The following is a 17,272-nucleotide window of genomic DNA, read 5'->3' as shown; positions in this document are numbered from 1 at the left end:
TCATTTAATCACAACGTTTTGTTCACCTAGCAGCTCTTTTAACTGGAAAATGACCGCATGATCTGCATGAACTTTGTATGCATCTGGAAGTCTCATCGTCTTTTTTTGCTTTTCATAATACAAATAGACATCTGCTTCTCCCCTGTGCATGGAGATTACTCGCTTCACTTGTTCTAGCAGCTCCTGCGTATGGTTCTCTTCTTTGACTCGAATGTAGACAGATTCTTTTCTTTTAGAGCCCATCTCTTCCAGTAGAACAGCTTCTTGTACGATGATTTGACTGCTCTCATTCCTGACATCTATTCTGCCTTCAACATAAAGCATTGCGCCCTCCTCAAGTAAGGGGGACAGCTTTCTAAATTGCTCTGGAAAGACGACACCTTCCATTTCTCCCGTTTCATCCCCGAATGTGACAAATGCCATCGATTGTCCATTTTTTGTCCGAATCGATTTCACCTTTGTCAAAAGACCACCCATTGAGATCTTTCGCTTTATATAGGAAGAAAGTCTGATGATTTCCACCGCACCATTCTCTCTTAAGCGATCTCGATACGCTTGTACAGGGTGATTTGATAAATATAACCCGAGTGCCTCTTTTTCAAATTGCAGGAGATCAACAAGCGGCAGTTCGTCTATCTCCGCATATTTTGGCTTAATGGAGAACGTTGTATCCCCAAGAAAGTCCAGTTGATCCTCAGGTGTTAAAAATGACACATGGTCTAACGCAATATCTATCGATGCTAATAACGAAGCACGATTTGGATGAAGCTCATCCATTGCCCCTGAGAAAATGAGGGCTTCAATCGTTTTTCGGTTGACACTCTTTGTTGATACCCTTGCGCAAAAATCAAATAAATCTTCAAATGGCTTTTCCTGTCTTGCTCTGTATATATCCTTTACAGCTGACACTCCGACATTTTTAATCGCTCTTAAGCTGTAGCGGATCTCCCCTTTTTCAACCGTGAATGGAAATTCGCTCTTATTAATAGAAGGCTTCAACACAGATATCCCTTTTTCCTTTGCCTCATAGAAATATTGAGCCACTTTGTCTTCATTTCCAATCACACTCGTTAAAAGACCGCACATAAAATATAACGGATAATGCGCTTTTAAATAAGCAAGCTGAAAGCCGATCATGCTATATGCAACAGCATGGCTTCTATTAAAACCATAGTTTGCAAATTTGACGATTAGGTCATAAACGTCATTTGCAATGTTAACAGGATACTCCTTTTTTAGGCATCCTTCAACAAAATGGCTTCGCTCTTCATCAAGCACCTTTTTATCCTTCTTTGAAACGGCTCTTCTTAGTAGATCGGCCTCGCCCAGCTTAAAGCCTGCCATCTTTGCTGCAATCAGCATGATTTGCTCCTGATAGACGATGACCCCATATGTATCCTTTAAGATGTCATACAAATCTGGATGCGGGTAGGAGACTTTCACTCTGCCATGCTTTCGGTCGATAAAGAGGGGGATATTCTCCATCGGCCCCGGGCGGTATAAGGCATTGACAGCCACGATATCTTCTAGACTAGAAGGTTTCAGTCGCCTCAGCACCTGACGCATACCTTGTGACTCCAGCTGGAAAATCCCCGTTGTATCTCCCGCTGATAACAAATCAAACGTTTTCTGATCTTCATATGAAATGTCACTAAAGTTAATGTGGACGTTTTCCTGTCTTTCAATCTGGTTTTTAATGGATTCAATTAATGTTAAGTTTCTCAAACCTAAAAAATCCATTTTTAAAAGACCGAGATCTTCTAAATAATTCATCGCATATTGCGTCAAATACACTCCATCATGCCCTTCTTGAATAGGCACGACTTGTGTGAGCGGCTCCTCACTTAGGACAACGCCGGCTGCATGTGTTGACGTATGTCTTGGTAATCCTTCTACCTTTAAAGCGGTTTGAAACACTCTTTGCAGCTCTTCAGATTGCTGGAGCAGTGTTTTTAATTCTGAGGAGACTGTCACCGCTTCTTTCAGTGTCGTCCCTGGCTTTGATGGGATGAGCTTTGCAAGGCGGTCTGCTGCTTTTGAATCAATTCCCATCACACGTCCGACATCTCTTAAAGCTGCCTTTGCGGCAAGTGTTCCAAACGTGACAATTTGCGCCACATGCATATCCCCATATTTGTCTTTTACATATGAAATGATTTCATCTCTTCTCGTGTCAGGAAAATCGATATCTATATCTGGCATGCTGATTCGTTCAGGATTTAAAAAACGCTCAAATAAAAGCCCGTGACGGATCGGATCGACATCTGTAATAAACAGAACATACGCAACTAAAGAGCCTGCTGCTGATCCCCGGCCAGGACCTGTGACAATGCCATGATCATGAGCATACTTCATAAAATCCCACACAATGAGGAAATAATCACTGAAATTCATTTTTTGAATGATGCTCAGCTCATACTCAAGCCTTTTGATATATGTGTCATTTGAAGCAATCTGTCTTCGGTTCATGCCTTCTTGGCACACTCTTCGTAAAAATTGATCAGCGGTTGATTGATCAGGCGTCGGATAGGTTGGCAGTTTCGTCTGGCCAAGATTTAAATCGACCTCGCAGCGGTTTGCAATCTCAACCGTTCTTGCCAGCAATTCTGGATTATCACCATACCACTTCATCATTTCTTCGATCGATCTGAAATGCTTGTCTCCTTGGTCTTCCTCAATTTCTGATAGCTGCTGGCCTGCTTTAATGGCTTTTAAACATGTATATGCGGTTTTGTCCTCTTGATGGATATAGTGGACGTCACCTGTTGCCACAAGCGGGATGTTCGCCCTTTTTGAGAGTTCCCTGAGCTTATGAGACAGCTCTTCGTCCTGCTGAAACGGCTGAACGGCTAAATACACATGTTCCTCACCAAAAAGATCTTTTAAATGGCTGGCTGCATCCCTTGCTTCATCTAGCTGATCATGTTGCAGCAGCGTTTCAATATAGCCGGATACGCCTGGTGTGATGGCAATAAGGCCATGATGATAGGCTTTCAGCCATTTCTCTTTCAGGCCGGTTTTTGACTTTGATTTCAAGACACTGCTAATTTTGATCAAGTTTTGATAGCCTTCATTGTTTTTGGCAAGGAGGATCAAAGGATAAGCCTCTGTCTCTTGTTCATCTATGAAGACAGAGGCTGTTAAACCGATAATCGGCTTGATGCCATGTGTTTTACATTCCTTATAAAACTCAACCGTTCCATACATCACATGGTCATCGGTAAGAGCGAGCGCTTGATAGCCAAGTTCTTTCGCCTTTAATACGAGCTCCTTGACCTTCGCTGCACTGCTCAACAAGCTGTATCCACTGTGGACCTGAAGATGAACATAGGACATGCTTAATCCACTCCTTTCGTCTAAATTCATTCTTTCATTATAAAACGCGATGCGGTGAGAAACAAATGTTCTTTCTTTTCCGCTCGTTCATACTTGTCCAGCACACACCATATATTGAATAGAGTGAGGTGGGAAAAATGGATGTGAAGGAAGCCTTTATTCCAAACTTTATTAGCTGTTATTTTATCGCACTAGGGGTTATTTTGGGTGGTGCCATTATCGGCGGGGTAGGTGCATATTTATCTGGTCAGCCACCGCTATCAATTATTTCAAGTCTTGCCAACCGCTTAAAAATTTGGGCACTTGTTGCGGCAATCGGTGGAACTTTTGATGCGGTGTATAGTTTTGAAAGAGGGATTTTCGAAGGGAACACACGTGATATTTTCAAGCAGATCTTGCTCATTATCTCTGCTATGGGCGGTGCGCAAACGGGGTATCTCCTGATTACGTGGCTCACTCAGGAGCATGTGTCATCATGAGGGTGCCTGAGCTGTATAAACGTCCAGGCTGGCAGCGTTTTTTTGCTGGGATGATGTTCGGCGCAGTTATCAGCTGGCTGATTTTTCTCTTTACGTACGGCACCTTTCAGGAGAAACAAGTGACACTGCTCAGAAGCCAGCAGCACCATATGGACAGTCTGAAAGAACAAATCACACTCTATCGGGAAGATTTGCATAAATTAAATGAAGACAATAAGCAGCGTCTGCTTATTCAGAGCGTAGACGTTCACCTCGTCAACCGTGAGCAGTACAAAATCCCGGAGCCAGATACCTTGAAATTTGAAGATCAGGTGAAAGAGGATATCTCAGAGGTGATCACAAAGGATATTGAAAGTGTCTATAAAACAAAAGAGCTCTTAAAACGGACCGTGGAAAATAAAGAATATACGATTAGAGAAAAGGCATACCGCGCCAAAGTCACAGAGCTGACCATCTATACAAAACTTTCGCTTGAAGTGCGTATTTCCTTTGCTGAATAATAGATGATGTGGAATTTTTATGAATTTCTGCACTCAATGATCGCTTTTCACTTGTTATTTTTATACACTAAAAGAAGAACGAGATGATCAAAGAAAGAGGTGAGAACAATGGAGGTTTACAGCTATCGTCAAATGGCACGAGACAAAGCAAGCCGGATTAAAGACGGCATGTGTGCTTATGCTGAGACAGAAATGATGGCCCATTTAATTAAAAAAGAATTAAAGCATCAAAATCTCCAAGCCTATGAAGATTCAACTGACATCGGCTGCTGGTTTATCCCTGTATCCAAGTAACCCTTTTCTCAAAGCTCAAAAAAGAGAGGGGGAACTTGAAGCCCCTCTCTCACGATGATGATTTACATACTTCTTCTAAATCACGCAAAATCTCATCTGCAACTGCCCAATCATATATGGACGCACCGGCTGCAAGCGGGTGACCTCCGCCATGATATTTTTTAGCAATGGTGTTAATGACGACGCCTTTTGAGCGGAATCTCACACGAATCTGATCGTTCTCTTCCACAAAAAAGACCCATGCCTTAATCCCTGCAATATTTCCAAGTGTTCCAACAAGCTGTGAGGCTTGCTGCGCTGTTGTTTGGAATGACTCCAAAATGTCACGTTTAATAAAAACAGAAGCTACGCCATTCTCTGATAAGGAGATATGTTGAAAAATATAGCCATTTAATTTCACGACATTCAAATCTGTCTCATACAATTGATTGAAAAGGTCTGATGATGAAAACGGATATTCGATGAGTTCACCCGCATATTTGAGTGTCTTTTTCGTTGTGTTTGGGAAAAGGAAACGGCCTGTGTCTCCTACAATGCCGGCATAAATGAGTTCTGCCGCCTTTGTATTCAGCTGATATCCTTCTTCTTTCCCCTCTAAATACAGCTCATAAATCATTTCACTAACAGAGCTTGCTTCTGTATCAACCCAAAGCAAATCACCATACGGATCTTCATTCGGATGATGATCAATTTTCATCAGCTTATCGCCCATTGAATAACGCTGATCATCAATTCTTGCTTGATTCGCAGTGTCACAGACAATGACAAGGGCACCTTTGTACACTTCATCCGGCACGTCATCTAATTCATATAAAAATGAAAGGGATGGCTCAGGGGTTCCTGTCGCATAAATATTTTTTTCTGGATAGGTGGCACGCAAGATTTCCGTAAGGCCGCACTGTGATCCATATGCGTCTGGATCAGGTCTTACATGTCTATGAATGATGATGGTGTCATATAATGATATGGTTCTAATCAGTTCTTTTTTCATAAATACTCCTTCTTATGCGATACTCTTTTTATTATTAAATCATAATCTACCCAGACAGAAAAGTGAGGAATAGACAATTTATTCTAGTAAGCAAGCCTATTTACGTTTAAAATAGGGTTGTAACCACTTACAATGGAGGCTTGGCACATGCTTGTTTTGATTGTGTTTATTATTTGTTCTGCCATGTTTTATTTATACTACAAAGCAAAGAATGTCCGTACGAACCGGCCGGTCGAGAAGAAATTCTGGTCTGCCAAATCAAGTATGGCACTTGGCTGCTTTGTCCTGCTCTTCGGTGTGAATCAATTATTTTTAAACCGCTCGTCACTCGCATTTGTCATTGGGTTTATTTTTGTTGCAGTTGGTATCGGCAGTACATGGGCCGGATATAAAGCCTATAAGCACTATCTTCCGCTCTTTTTAAAGGAAGGCGAAAAAGACCACGCATAATAGAGAAAGGGCTAAAATGAACTTGATTTTAGCCCTTTCTCTTCTTTTCAGCGTGTTAGAAAACCTTTGCAGTCTAGGAAGGACAGCTACTTTTACAGAGCGAATTTGTCATTCGTGAGCACCAGCACGCAGGACTGACAAAGAATTCTAGGGGTTTGTTTACACGCTGAAAGGGCGCATTCATGCCGCCCTTTTTTGCCTTTTATCCTCTCTCCATCAGCTGCACCATCAACATCGCTTTGCCTACAATATTTGACTGATGGTAAACTTCCACTTCCAGCTTTCCAAACTTGCGCCCAACTTCTAAAATATTCGGTTTGATCTGTATCGTGGATTCCATTTGAACCGGTTTTAAGAAATAGACAGAAAGACTTTCTACAATTAGTTCGCCTTTTTTATGAGACTTTAAGAAGCGGTTGGCTGATTCGATTAAAATTTGTGTAAACACACCGTACGAAATATTGCCGAGTTGATTTGTCATTTGTGGTGAGACTTCATATTGGTACACCGCATCTGTTTTTGGTTTTTCTGTCTCAGTCTCCTTAAATCCTCGTGACACGACATCATCCAGCTTTTCACCGACCTGCGGCTGCTTTTGAATCATTTGTAGCGCCTTCAGCACGTCCTGACGGCTAATCATCCCAATCAGCTTCGCATGATCATTTACAACTGGCAGCACCTCAATACCTTCCCACACCATCATTTGTGCAGCTGAAGCGACAGATGTTTTGCCAATAACGGTCAGCGGATTTTTTGTCATCACCTTTTCAATCGGTGTAGAACGGTCATGGCCTGCAATATCTTTTGAGGTCAAAATGCCGTGAATTTTCATTTGATCGTCTGCTACCGGGAACCGGCCGTGCCCGGTTTCATAATTCTTTTCATACCATTTCTCAAGTTTGTCTTCTGGCGATAAATAGACGGTCCGTTCTATCGGCGTTAAAATATCCTCCACAAGCACAATTTCTTTTTTAATCAACTGGTCATAAATGGCCCGGTTAATGAGAGCCGCTACGGTAAATGTATCGTAGCTTGTTGATAAAATGGGCAGCTCAAGCTCATCTGCGAGCTGAATAATTTCATCATCTGTTGAGAATCCGCCCGTGACCAGCACAGCCGCTCCCGCCTCTAATGCTTGCCGGTGAGCATTGATTCGGTTTCCGACGATCAACAGGTTGCCTGCTGCTGTGTATCGCATCATCGCATCCAGTTCCATTGCACCGATGACAAATTTATTTAACGTTTTATGTAAGCCGGCTCGTCCGCCAAGCACCTGACCATCAATGACATTGACTACTTCCGCATATGTCAGCTTTTCAATATTTTCTTTTTTCTTCTGTTCAATTCGAATGGTACCGACTCGTTCAATGGTGCTCACGAACCCTTTATTTTCAGCATCCTTAATAGCCCGGTAAGCCGTGCCCTCACTGACTTTCATTTCTTTCGCTATACGCCGGACAGAAATTTTCTCTCCGACATCCAATGAATCAATATACGATAAAATTTGCTCATGCTTTGTCGCCAATCCCGTTCACCCTTTTTGTTTTCAGCGTTTTCATCTATATTTCATTATAAAGGCAGGAGGCTTTTAATAGCAATTTGTCTTTTACACGAGCACGATACAGGCAAATAAAAAAGCCGGTAGGGTGCCGGCTTTTGTTTATCATGATTATATATCGATGGATTCTCCGCTGTTTAATACGTGACCCACGCCGCCATGCAAGCTGTCTGCAAAGGCATGAGGATCTTGCTCAATCGGCGGGAATGTACTGTAATGAATCGGTACGACTTGTTTCGCACGAAGCCACTCTGCTGCGATTCTCGCATCGTCTGGTCCCATCGTGAAGTTATCACCTATTGGCAGGAAGGCGAGCTCAATATGATTCAGCTCACCAATGAGTTTCATATCCGAGAAGAGAGCCGTGTCTCCAGCATGATAAATTGTTTTACCTTCAGCAGTAAATAAAATACCGGATGGCATACCTGTATACGTAATCGTTTTGGATTCTTCATCAATGACCGCTGAGCCATGGAACGCTTGCGTCAGCTTGACTTTACCAAATTCAAATTCACGGCCGCCGCCTATAGAAAGCGGGTGTGTTTTCACCCCTTGCCAGCCTAAATAAGTGGCAAGTTCGAATGGCGCAATCACAAGTGCGTCATTGTTTTTAGCGATTTCAATCGTGTCTCCGACGTGATCTCCATGCCCGTGCGTGAGCAAAATCACATCTGCTTTGACATCTTGCGGTTTGATATCCGTGTGCTTATTTCCATTTAAAAATGGATCAATCCAAATATGGTATCCGTTTGTTTCAATGTGTACGACTGAATGTCCATGATATGTAGCTTTCATGTAAATATATCCACCTTTCGAATTTGATCTCATTTTTTTCTATTCCCTCTATAAAAAGCTGAAAAACTTAGTGCCTGTGAATGACATTAAGACCACCTGTTGCTTCAATGACGGTTCCTGTAATGAGGTCTGAACGGTCATCACATAGAAATGAAATGATACGACCGATATCCTCACCTGTCCCAGACCGACCAATCGGTGTTTCATCGTCTTTTATCTGACGTGCTTCTTCTATCGTTGATTCTTTCATGTCTCCAACGATTTTGCCTGGACACACCATATTAGCGGTGATGCCGTTTTCGGCTTCTTCAATCGCAATGGTTTTCGTCAATGACGCAAGGCCCACTTTTGCCGCTCCGAAAGCTGATCTGTGCATCCAGCCTGGCGCATGGTCTGCTCCTTGGAAGCCATATGTGATAATCCGGCCAAAGCCTTGTTTTCTCATCATAGGGATCACCATTCGGAACAAATGGAACACTGCGGATAGGTTGCCTTCCATCATTTGATACCATTCGTCTTCAGAGTAATCCGCGAGTTTTTTTCGTTCAAAAATATAAGGTCCAGCATTATTGATCAAGGCATCAATCCGCCCAAATCGTTCTACTGCCAGCTCGACCATGTTTTTTAAATCTTCTCTGTTTGTCACATCGCCTTGGACAAATTGAAGCTTTTCTTCGTATTCTTGCAGTTCTTCTTTCATCTGCCGGACAGCTTCATCATCACTTCGATAATTCACTGTCACAGAATACCCCATATTCAGTAAAGACTCGGTGACTTTCCTGCCAAGTCCTTTAGAACCCGCTGTTATTAATGCGTGTCGCACACAATCTCCTCCTAAAGCAAAGGTTGCAAGTTCATGTGTTTCTTTTGTTATCTTTACTTTACTATAAACCGGCTCCCTTCGCACTTTTGAACCCTTTAACAATGAGGGGAAAACCGTATAGGGTGATTCATCCACTTTTTCATATCCCATGAACCATGGATATCGAGAAGCAGCGAAACAAACCGGTAGCATTCTCTCACCTCATGAAGCTGACGAGGAAGCGGGCAAATCTCTTCATATCCTAATTGAACCGCTTGTGCAGCTTCTTTCGTCAAAAGGTATTCGAGTGCAATAAAATCAAACGCAGCTGGTCCAAATACCACATATTCCGTATCAACTAGACTCGCCACTTGATCATCGTCTTCAATATATTGCGATGGGTCTAAATCAATTAAAATGAGACTGGCTGCATCAGGAGGACTTAGCGTTTCAAGCTTTTGCTGCACCTTTTCTGCATAATCCTGAAATTCAGGCTGATGAGTGTAATAGCGGCTGATGAGTTTGGAGACTGTCTTTTTTAACAGCGCATGGAATTCTCTCAAATGTCTCTTTTCTCCCCCGTATACTGCACCGAAAAAGGTTGTTTGATATGAATGAAGATGCGCTAGTTTCCTCCCGTAATCCCTATAGAATTGTGCTGAACGGCCCTCAAAAGATGTTAAAGGGATTCCTTCTACTTTATCCATGACGTAAAAGTGTTTCCCCGCCTTCTTCACTTTACGAACAACTTTCGGAATATGAAAGGAATTCGTATGAGCCAGCTTTTCATTGATTTCATCAAGATGCTCTTGTACAGTACGGGCATCTACTCCATAAATCATGTTGATCCCATACACAAATTCACTTTCTTCTCTTGCAGTTTTTGGAGATTTCACTACATATTCCGTTTGGTCTTGTAAGGAAATCAGCCACACATCATTAGCCCTGCCGTCGTATGGTTCTCCTAACGTTTTCACTGATACGATAGGCTGATCAAACAAAGTCTGAAGCGTTTTCTTCATGAACTATTGTCACTCCTTATTCAGCTTGACACTGGTATGCTTTCATTTTCTCCAGTGAAGATCAATCTCCTTTTTCCCATGACAAAAAACCATCCGTATAAACGAATGGTTTTGGCGAATTATGCTAGGCAGGCTTTTGCTTTTTCTAAAGCGAGCTGAATTTGTTTAAATCCAGTTCCACCTGCACTTGTTCTTTTTTCAACAGCAACATACGGATCAAGAACAGTGTAAATATCTTGTTCAAAGAGGCCGCTTGCTTCTGTAAATGTTTCAAATGGAAGGTCACTTAAATAGATGCCTTTTTGAATGCATGTATACACAAGCTTCCCAACGATTTCGTGTGCTTCACGGAATGGCATACCTTTTTTCGCAAGGTAGTCTGCCACTTCGGTCGCATTTGAGAAATCTTCTTTTGTTGCTTTTTTCATGACATCTTCGTTCACTGTCATTGTTTGAATCATGCCTGTGAAGATTTGCAGGCTGCCAGCGATCGTTTTCACCGTATCAAACATGCCTTCTTTATCTTCTTGCAAGTCTTTGTTATACGTAAGCGGCAAGCCTTTCATAATCGTGAGCAGCCCCATCAGGTTGCCATATACCCTGCCTGTTTTTCCGCGGATCAATTCAGCCATATCCGGGTTTTTCTTTTGCGGCATCATGCTGCTGCCTGTTGCGTACGTGTCATCAAGCTCAATGAATTTGAATTCTTGAGAGCACCATAAAATGATTTCTTCACAAAGACGTGAGAGGTGCATCATCACAAGACTGCTATTAGACAAGAACTCTAAAATGAAATCACGATCACTCACGCCATCAAGGCTGTTCTCGTAAATATGGTCAAAGCCAAGAAGCTCTGCTGTATATTCACGATCAATTGGGAATGTCGTTCCTGCTAACGCCCCGCATCCAAGTGGTGACACATTAATCCGCTTCAATGAATCTTGAAAACGCGCTTTGTCCCGCTCAAGCATCCAAAAGTAGGCAAGCATATGATGGGCAAAGGAAATAGGCTGTGCACGCTGTAAGTGCGTATATCCTGGAAAAATTGTTTCAACGTGCTGTTCAGCTTTTTCTACAAGCACTGTTTGAAAAGAAGAGATCAGCTCAATGATATGCTCTACTTGGTTATTCAAATATAAATGCATATCGGTTGCGACCTGATCATTCCGGCTTCTCGCTGTGTGCAATTTGCCGCCAAGCGGACCAATCTCATCAATGAGCATTTTTTCAAGGTTTAAATGAATGTCCTCATAATCCACTGAGAATTCAAGTTCATCCGCCTCTGCCTTTTTCATGAGCGTATTCAGTCCGTCTTTGATTGCAGCGGCCTCCTCATCGCCGATGATACCGCATTTATTCAGCATACTTGCATGGGCAAGAGAGCCGGTCAGATCTTCTTTGACTAATTGTTTGTCGAAATGAATGGATGCACCAAACTCATCGACCCATTTTTCTGGTGTTTTTTGAAATCGGCCTCCCCAAAGCTTTTTCATGCTTTAACCTGCTCCTTTTTATTCACGATGCTGTTTACTTTTGTTGGTAAACCCCAAAGGTTAATAAATCCTACAGCTGCATCATGATCGAATTCATCTGCTTTTGTGTAAGTTGCTAGATTTTCATCATAAAGTGAATATGGTGATTTACGTCCTTCTACAATGGCATGGCCTTTAAATAGTTTCACACGTACAACACCTGTTACGTTCTTTTGCGTTTCTTGTAAGAATGCATCTAGTGCTGATTTAAGTGGTGAGAACCATAAGCCGTTGTATATTAATTCAGCCATTTTTTGTTCAACGATTGGCTTAAAGTGTGCTACTTCTTTAACAAGCGTTAAGTCTTCAAGTTCTTTGTGTGCTTTTAATAGGGTAACTGCACCTGGGCACTCATACACTTCACGAGATTTGATTCCAACAAGACGGTTTTCAACATGATCGATTCTGCCTACACCATGCTGGCCAGCAACTTCATTTAAATGAAGGATCAGATCAGATAATGAATACTGGATTCCGTCAATCGCTGTTGGTTTTCCTTTTTCAAACGTGATTTCAATGATTTCAGGTGTGTCAGGTGTTTTTTCAAGTGGATTTGTCAGATCATAAGCACCTTCTGGCGGCGCTGCCCAAGGATCTTCTAAAATACCACATTCGTTACTTCTGCCCCAAAGGTTTTGGTCGATTGAATATGGGCTATCTAAGTTAATCGGAATTGGAATACCGTGCTTTTGTGCATAGTCGATTTCTTCATCACGAGACCATTTCCATTCACGCACTGGTGCAAGAACTTCTAGGTCTGGATTCAATGCTTTGATTGATACTTCAAAACGAACTTGGTCGTTTCCTTTCCCTGTACATCCGTGTGCAACGGCTACGGCATTTTCTTTCTCTGCGACTTCCACTAACTTTTTGGCAATGAGCGGACGAGATAGTGCAGATACTAACGGGTATTTCCCTTCATACATCGTGTGTGCTTGCAGTGCTGCAAGTGCAAATTCTTCAGCAAACTCTTCTTTTGCGTCGATCATGTAAGATTGAACAGCTCCGACTTGAAGTGCTTTTTGTTGAACGAATGCTAAATCTTTACCTTCACCTACGTCCAGGCAGCAAGCAACAACTTCGTAACCTTGCTCCTGTAACCATTTAACTGCAACAGAGGTATCAAGACCTCCGGAATATGCTAATACGACTTTTTTATTTTGTGACATGTTTGAAAAGCTCCTCTCGCTTGTTTTGATTCTGTGAATGTTTTTTGCATAAAAATAAGTTTTAATTTATAAACATGCATTTAGTATGTATACACTGTAACAAGGAAAAATTGTTTTTTCAACCCCTTTATGAAAAAAACTCTGCCAAATTTTCTTGGCAGAGTCATTTTGGGCTATTTTTGATCTTTTTCAAGCTCTCGCAAGACATGAGGAAGCTCTGGAATAATGAGTTTGGTCATGGCTAACCGAACTGCTCCGGTAGAGCCTGGTGTGGCAAAAACGGCTTTTTGGTTAATCACCCCTGCCGTCGCTCTAGATAAGATAGCGGCTGATCCAATATCTTCTGTATAGCTCAGCATGCGAAAAATTTCTCCAAAGCCCGGCAGCTCTTTTGAGAAAAGAGGTGTAATGGATTCAATCGTGACGTCCCTTGATGCAATACCAGTTCCCCCGTTTAACAAGACGGCATCAATCTTCGCTTCACTTGTTCCTTCTAAAACGGCGTCTTGAATCGCTCCAATGTGATCTTTCACAATATCGTATGCAAGAATAAGATGCCCTTGTTCTTTGAGCAAATCAATCATCAGACGGCCGCTTTTATCTGTTTCTTTTGTCCTTGTATCACTGACGGTAATGACTTTTACATGAAGCCTCGTTTTCGCTTCGCGTTTATGTTCTTGGGCGCTCATCTCTTCACACCGCTCCTTTCATATTGCCTCACATTATAGCATGCTGATTTCAATAGAAAAAAGCCCTTTTCCGCTGAGGAAAAGAGCTTCAAAAGGATGTTACGCTAAACGCATAACGTCTCTTGCAATCATGACTTCTTCGTTCGTTGGAATCACGATGACTTTTACAGGAGAGTGAGGGTAGCTGATGAATGCTTCTTCGCCTCTCATGTTGTTAAGAGATGGATCCCAGTATACGCCCATGAATTCTAGACCACGAAGTACACGTGCTCTCACTTCTGAGCTGTTTTCACCGATTCCAGCTGTGAAGATGATGGCATCTACACCATTCATTCTGGCTGCATAAGAACCGATGTATTTATGAATACGGCTTGCAAAAATATCTAGTGCTACTTCTGCACGGTCGTTTCCTTCTTCTGTCGCTTCTTCGATATCACGAAGATCACTTGAAAGACCAGACACACCTAAAAGACCACTCTTCTTATTCAAAGTAGAAAGTACTTCTTCAGCTGTATGTCCTGTTTTCTCCATAATAAATGGAATAAGGGCAGGGTCAATGTTACCTGAACGTGTTCCCATTGCAACACCCGCAAGTGGTGTGAAGCCCATTGACGTATCGATTGATTTTCCGCCTTCAACTGCTGCGATACTTGCACCATTTCCAAGGTGGCAAGAAATCAAACGAAGCTCTTCAAGAGGACGGCCTAATAGCTCTGCTGCACGCTCTGTTACGAACTTATGGCTTGTCCCGTGGAATCCGTATTTACGAATACCAAAGTTTTTGTAGTAGTCGTACGGAAGGCTGTATAGGTAAGACTGCTCTGGCATTGTTTGGTGGAACGCTGTATCGAACACAGCAATCGCTGGTACGTCAGGCAGAATTTGTTTAAATGCTTTGATTCCTACAACGTTTGCAGGGTTGTGAAGTGGTGCAAGCTCTGAAAGCTGATCAATGTCATTGATGACTTCATCTGTTAAAACAACAGAATCGCTGAATTTTTCTCCGCCGTGAACGACGCGGTGTCCTACGCCATCAATTTCATTAAAATCTTTGATGATGTTAAATTCAATTAGTTTTTCAAGTAGCATTTTAACCGCTACTGCATGATCTGGAATATCTGTGACTTCTGTTTTCTTTTCTCCATCTACAGAAATCGTGAAGATACTGTTGTCCATTCCGATTCTTTCAACAAGACCTTTTGTTAAAACGGTTTCTTCTGGCATGTCGAACAATTGGAATTTAAGAGATGAGCTTCCTGCGTTGATTGCAATAATTTTGGACATTACTGTCGCTCCTTTTACTCAGTTGTTATATAAGGTTTCACGTTTTTTCGGTGCTATATTCAACCTGTTTGAACGGGTCTTTTATAGTTTAACGATAAGTCCGAAAAATATCTGACTTTTTCATTTAAACATTGAAAACTTTGCATTTCAAGTACACCTTCGAACTGTTACCGCTTACATCAATAAGTCGTTATTTTCTGAATAATAAAATAGCCAGACATCACTCTGGCTATTCTTTCGTTTCTTTTTCTTCTATAAACCATTGGTCTAATTTTCTCATGACGCCAACCATTGCTTCTTTCTGTGAGAAAGATGGCAGATTGGCAAATAGCATACGTTTCGGTGCTTCGAGCCCCTCTTTTTTCTTTTGCATCACAAATAAGCTTTTTGCATGCTTTTTGTCTTTGAACATAGAGACTGGCAGCTGAATTAACGCATTCATATATGCATGTTCTTTGATGAAATCCTTTAATTGTACGCTTTCTTTTCCTTCAAACAAATCGTTTGGAATAATGAAGAATAAGAAGCCGCCTTCTTTCGTGTAACGAAGACTTTGCTCAATGAATAAATAATGCGCAAAGGAATGACCTTCTTTTGCCTTTAATTCATAGTCTTTAGCGCGCTCATCATTTGGATAATACCCGACAGGAAGACTGCATACAGCAACATCTGCTGGTGAGATAAGAAGCGGCTCAAGGCTGTCCTGGTGGAAAAGCTCTACTTCTTTTTCTTCTAAGTTCGCTTGTGCCCACGCAATTTTAATGAGCACGTCATCAATTTCAGAGGCAAAACCGCGTGTTGTTTCTGCTGTTACATTGTTGAGGACCGCAAGCAGTAAATTCCCTGTTCCCGCTGCTGGATCAAAGACAACCAGCTCTTTTTGTCCTTCTAAAAATTTATTGACCAAATAGCTGACAAACAGACCAATTGTATCAGGTGTCATCTGCCGGTTTGGATGTGAAATATCTTTTTGTCCTTTCAGTACGGCGAGCTGAAACGCTTTACGAATCTGCTCATGATCATAAGAAGCAAAATCTGCTTTCTCTATTAAATCCTTTAATAAACCGTTTCGATCATTTGCTTGGAAAAAGGCTTCTCCTGCTTCTGCCAATGCCTCAATATAGGAAATGCTCTGTTCCTTTTTCAATCGAATAGAAGCTGTATCGAGCAGCTCAAAAATCGTACTCACTTGATCTTTCTGCAATGCTTTTCTCTCCTCGCTTTGTTAAAAGCTATATGTTCTCATTGAAAAGAGCCCCAGTATGAAGCCGGAGCTCTTGTCGATGCTGCTTTTATAACAGTGATTTCGCAGCCTCAATGGCTTTTTCATAATTTGGATGATTGGTTGCTTCGCTTACATACTCAGTGTAAACGACTTTTCCGCTTGGGTCTAATACGAAGACCGCACGCGCCAATAAACGCAATTCTTTCATATATAAACCAAACGCTTCACCAAATGACATATCTCTATGATCAGATAATGTTTCGACATTTTCAATTCCGTTTGCTCCGCACCAGCGTGCTTGTGCAAATGGTAGGTCTGCACTAATGGTATAGATATTGACCGGACCTAAACCGGCTGCCTCTTCATTGAAACGTCTTGTTTGTGCGTCACACACACCTGTATCAATAGAAGGAATCACTGAGATAATCGTCACTTTTCCTGTTAAATCAGAAAGTGAAACTTCCCCTAGTGAGTTCGTTAATACCGTAAAATCTGGAGCCTGCTCGCCTACTTTCACTTCATTTCCTACAAGCGTTACTGGGCTCCCTTTAAATGTGATCGATGCCAAAACAATTCCTCCCTTATCAAATGTATGGTTCTATCATAGTAGAGAAAGCAAAAAACTGCAAAGCCTAATCGTCCATTTTGAAAAAAAAGTTAACTGCAGGGCAGCTAACTTTTTAAAGGTCTATGTCATCTAGTTTTCGTTCTTTGTGACGATGCTCCCGTTCATCCTTCTTAAACATGTGCTGAAGACGTTCAATTGCTTGAGGAGCAGAATCCAATATTTTATCGAGCAGATGTGTGTGTTCATCCAAATGAAGCATTCGTACGCCATTTGTTCCCACAATTAAAAAGGCGATTGGTGTAATCGATACTCCCCCACCACTTCCGCCTCCAAATGGGAGTCTCGGTTCTTTTCGTTCTTGTTCATCAGACCGTTTTTCTTTCTTTTGGTTACCGTTGAATTCACTGCCGCCGGCTGCAAATCCAAAACCAACCTTTGACACAGTGAGAATGACACTGCCGTCAGGGGTTTCGACTGGATCGCCGATGATCGTGTTCACATCAATCATTTCTTTTAAGTTTTCCATCGCTGTCTTCATCAGACCTTGGATTGGATGATCTGCCATTTTCGGGTTCCTC

Annotated in this window: 17 protein-coding genes; 4 read left to right on the top strand and 13 right to left on the bottom strand. The window is 41.9% G+C overall.

The window, feature by feature from the left end:
• Entirely contained in the window at positions 1-3,336 is a 3,336-nt protein-coding gene (gene dnaE / locus KFQ09_RS15545; protein WP_255835811.1) for a DNA polymerase III subunit alpha, read from the bottom strand.
• A 137-nt stretch (positions 3,337-3,473) separates the two neighbouring features.
• Here dnaE and KFQ09_RS15540 point away from each other — a divergent pair, with 137 nt between their 5' ends.
• The 3 genes from KFQ09_RS15540 (at position 3,474) to KFQ09_RS15530 (ending at position 4,609) form a co-directional block, all read left to right on the top strand.
• Positions 3,474-3,815 carry a sporulation membrane protein YtrH gene (locus tag KFQ09_RS15540; RefSeq protein WP_007501717.1) on the top strand — a complete coding sequence of 114 codons (342 nt, stop codon included), beginning with the start codon at positions 3,474-3,476 and terminating at the stop codon, positions 3,813-3,815.
• A complete protein-coding gene (gene ytrI, locus KFQ09_RS15535; protein ID WP_025207775.1) occupies positions 3,812-4,315 on the top strand; it encodes a sporulation membrane protein YtrI in 504 nt (167 codons plus the stop codon). Before KFQ09_RS15540 ends, ytrI begins: the two co-directional genes overlap by 4 nt.
• A gap of 108 nt (positions 4,316-4,423) precedes the next feature.
• Complete coding sequence (locus KFQ09_RS15530) at positions 4,424-4,609, top strand: YtzJ family protein (RefSeq protein WP_008346082.1); 186 nt, start codon at positions 4,424-4,426, stop codon at positions 4,607-4,609.
• 49 nt (positions 4,610-4,658) lie between these two features.
• On the opposite strand, the gene KFQ09_RS15525 is transcribed toward KFQ09_RS15530, so the two are convergent.
• Entirely contained in the window at positions 4,659-5,600 is a 942-nt protein-coding gene (locus KFQ09_RS15525) for a DHH family phosphoesterase (RefSeq protein ID WP_025207776.1), read from the bottom strand.
• A 147-nt stretch (positions 5,601-5,747) separates the two neighbouring features.
• Here KFQ09_RS15525 and KFQ09_RS15520 point away from each other — a divergent pair, with 147 nt between their 5' ends.
• The gene (locus KFQ09_RS15520) at positions 5,748-6,050 is read left to right on the top strand and encodes a YtpI family protein (RefSeq protein WP_003216665.1); all 303 of its coding nucleotides are present in this window, start codon (positions 5,748-5,750) and stop codon (positions 6,048-6,050) included.
• A gap of 202 nt (positions 6,051-6,252) precedes the next feature.
• On the opposite strand, the gene KFQ09_RS15515 is transcribed toward KFQ09_RS15520, so the two are convergent.
• The 11 genes from KFQ09_RS15515 to ytfJ form a co-directional block, all read right to left on the bottom strand.
• Complete coding sequence (locus tag KFQ09_RS15515) at positions 6,253-7,575, bottom strand: CBS domain-containing protein (protein WP_017358275.1); 1,323 nt, start codon at positions 7,573-7,575, stop codon at positions 6,253-6,255.
• Positions 7,576-7,719: 144 nt separating this feature from the next.
• A complete protein-coding gene (locus KFQ09_RS15510) occupies positions 7,720-8,403 on the bottom strand; it encodes a metal-dependent hydrolase (RefSeq protein WP_035391153.1) in 684 nt (227 codons plus the stop codon).
• A 67-nt stretch (positions 8,404-8,470) separates the two neighbouring features.
• A complete protein-coding gene (locus KFQ09_RS15505) occupies positions 8,471-9,226 on the bottom strand; it encodes an SDR family oxidoreductase (RefSeq protein ID WP_035391151.1) in 756 nt (251 codons plus the stop codon).
• Positions 9,227-9,321: 95 nt separating this feature from the next.
• On the bottom strand, positions 9,322-10,227 hold the full coding sequence (locus KFQ09_RS15500) for a phosphotransferase (RefSeq protein WP_255835810.1): 906 nt from the start codon (positions 10,225-10,227) through the stop codon (positions 9,322-9,324).
• A 119-nt stretch (positions 10,228-10,346) separates the two neighbouring features.
• A complete protein-coding gene (gene argH / locus KFQ09_RS15495) occupies positions 10,347-11,720 on the bottom strand; it encodes an argininosuccinate lyase (protein WP_025207780.1) in 1,374 nt (457 codons plus the stop codon).
• Positions 11,717-12,928 carry an argininosuccinate synthase gene (locus KFQ09_RS15490; RefSeq protein WP_008343148.1) on the bottom strand — a complete coding sequence of 404 codons (1,212 nt, stop codon included), beginning with the start codon at positions 12,926-12,928 and terminating at the stop codon, positions 11,717-11,719. Before KFQ09_RS15490 ends, argH begins: the two co-directional genes overlap by 4 nt.
• A gap of 173 nt (positions 12,929-13,101) precedes the next feature.
• The gene (locus tag KFQ09_RS15485; protein WP_017367838.1) at positions 13,102-13,617 is read right to left on the bottom strand and encodes a MogA/MoaB family molybdenum cofactor biosynthesis protein; all 516 of its coding nucleotides are present in this window, start codon (positions 13,615-13,617) and stop codon (positions 13,102-13,104) included.
• Between the two features lie 99 nt (positions 13,618-13,716).
• Positions 13,717-14,901 (bottom strand): acetate kinase, encoded by a 1,185-nt coding sequence (locus tag KFQ09_RS15480; RefSeq protein WP_007501728.1) that lies wholly within the window; start codon positions 14,899-14,901, stop codon positions 13,717-13,719.
• Positions 14,902-15,130: 229 nt separating this feature from the next.
• A complete protein-coding gene (locus tag KFQ09_RS15475; protein WP_255835809.1) occupies positions 15,131-16,105 on the bottom strand; it encodes a class I SAM-dependent methyltransferase in 975 nt (324 codons plus the stop codon).
• An 88-nt stretch (positions 16,106-16,193) separates the two neighbouring features.
• Positions 16,194-16,694 (bottom strand): thiol peroxidase, encoded by a 501-nt coding sequence (gene tpx, locus KFQ09_RS15470; RefSeq protein WP_007501731.1) that lies wholly within the window; start codon positions 16,692-16,694, stop codon positions 16,194-16,196.
• A 112-nt stretch (positions 16,695-16,806) separates the two neighbouring features.
• Entirely contained in the window at positions 16,807-17,259 is a 453-nt protein-coding gene (gene ytfJ, locus KFQ09_RS15465) for a GerW family sporulation protein (RefSeq protein ID WP_007501733.1), read from the bottom strand.
• Between the last annotated feature and the right edge of the window lie 13 nt (positions 17,260-17,272).

The organism is Bacillus sp. FS02, from assembly GCF_024398395.1.
GTDB lineage: Bacteria > Bacillota > Bacilli > Bacillales > Bacillaceae > Bacillus > Bacillus altitudinis.
The sequence above is the reverse complement of the archived record's forward strand: the minus strand, read 5'-3'. Positions and strand labels throughout refer to the sequence as shown.

Excerpts from the sequence above, each read along its gene's own strand:
- dnaE (WP_255835811.1), bottom strand. The coding sequence starts at position 3,336 with ATGTCCTATGTTCATCTTCAGGTCCACAGTGGATACAGCTTGTTGAGC.
- KFQ09_RS15540 (WP_007501717.1), top strand. The coding sequence starts at position 3,474 with ATGGATGTGAAGGAAGCCTTTATTCCAAACTTTATTAGCTGTTATTTT.
- ytrI (WP_025207775.1), top strand. The coding sequence starts at position 3,812 with ATGAGGGTGCCTGAGCTGTATAAACGTCCAGGCTGGCAGCGTTTTTTT.
- KFQ09_RS15530 (WP_008346082.1), top strand. The coding sequence starts at position 4,424 with ATGGAGGTTTACAGCTATCGTCAAATGGCACGAGACAAAGCAAGCCGG.
- KFQ09_RS15525 (WP_025207776.1), bottom strand. The coding sequence starts at position 5,600 with ATGAAAAAAGAACTGATTAGAACCATATCATTATATGACACCATCATC.
- KFQ09_RS15520 (WP_003216665.1), top strand. The coding sequence starts at position 5,748 with ATGCTTGTTTTGATTGTGTTTATTATTTGTTCTGCCATGTTTTATTTA.
- KFQ09_RS15510 (WP_035391153.1), bottom strand. The coding sequence starts at position 8,403 with ATGAAAGCTACATATCATGGACATTCAGTCGTACACATTGAAACAAAC.
- KFQ09_RS15500 (WP_255835810.1), bottom strand. The coding sequence starts at position 10,227 with ATGAAGAAAACGCTTCAGACTTTGTTTGATCAGCCTATCGTATCAGTG.
- argH (WP_025207780.1), bottom strand. The coding sequence starts at position 11,720 with ATGAAAAAGCTTTGGGGAGGCCGATTTCAAAAAACACCAGAAAAATGG.
- KFQ09_RS15490 (WP_008343148.1), bottom strand. The coding sequence starts at position 12,928 with ATGTCACAAAATAAAAAAGTCGTATTAGCATATTCCGGAGGTCTTGAT.
- KFQ09_RS15485 (WP_017367838.1), bottom strand. The coding sequence starts at position 13,617 with ATGAGCGCCCAAGAACATAAACGCGAAGCGAAAACGAGGCTTCATGTA.
- KFQ09_RS15480 (WP_007501728.1), bottom strand. The coding sequence starts at position 14,901 with ATGTCCAAAATTATTGCAATCAACGCAGGAAGCTCATCTCTTAAATTC.
- ytfJ (WP_007501733.1), bottom strand. The coding sequence starts at position 17,259 with ATGGCAGATCATCCAATCCAAGGTCTGATGAAGACAGCGATGGAAAAC.